The organism is Blautia sp. CAG:237, assembly GCF_000436615.1.
GTDB lineage: Bacteria > Bacillota > Clostridia > Lachnospirales > Lachnospiraceae > Blautia_A > Blautia_A intestinihominis.
In genome coordinates this window covers 25,286-25,786 of sequence record NZ_FR886751.1, presented here as the reverse complement: position 1 = coordinate 25,786, position 501 = coordinate 25,286, and the positions used below count along the sequence as shown (strand labels likewise).

Genomic DNA, 501 nt, shown 5'->3' with positions numbered 1-501 from the left:
ACATATCCACATACATTACATACCCATTTTGCCATAATCTTGATCTCCTTTTCTGATTAAGTTTGTTTTATTTAATAATAGTAATCGTTATTGTTTTCTTGCTGTGACTATACTGTACCATAATGGTATAGATTTGTCAACAAGGAAAATATATTTTTTTCAGACGGATTTTCTGATACAATAGAAAAGCGAAAAAAATAAGAAAGTCTTAATATTTTACCCCATAGATATTAATTCTTAAGCAGTATAGTAAAAACATGAAAACACAGGAGGCAAGGGAAATGGCAGAGATACTGGTATGTGATGACGACAAAGACATCGTGGAGGCAATAGAAATCTATCTGGCACAGGAGGGGCATCACATTCTCAAAGCATACGATGGTGAACAGGCGATCCGGGTTTTGCAGAATAATCCGGTGGATCTTCTGATCATCGACGTGATGATGCCGAAGCTGGACGGAATCCGGGCAACATTGAAGATCCGCGAAAAAAACGCTCTTC

Annotated in this window: 1 pseudogene; it reads left to right on the top strand. The window is 37.3% G+C overall.

Going from position 1 to position 501, the window contains the following annotated elements:
- Positions 1 to 281 precede the first annotated feature (281 nt).
- Positions 282 to 501: pseudogene (locus tag QZL69_RS10120) on the top strand (response regulator); the annotation flags it as partial.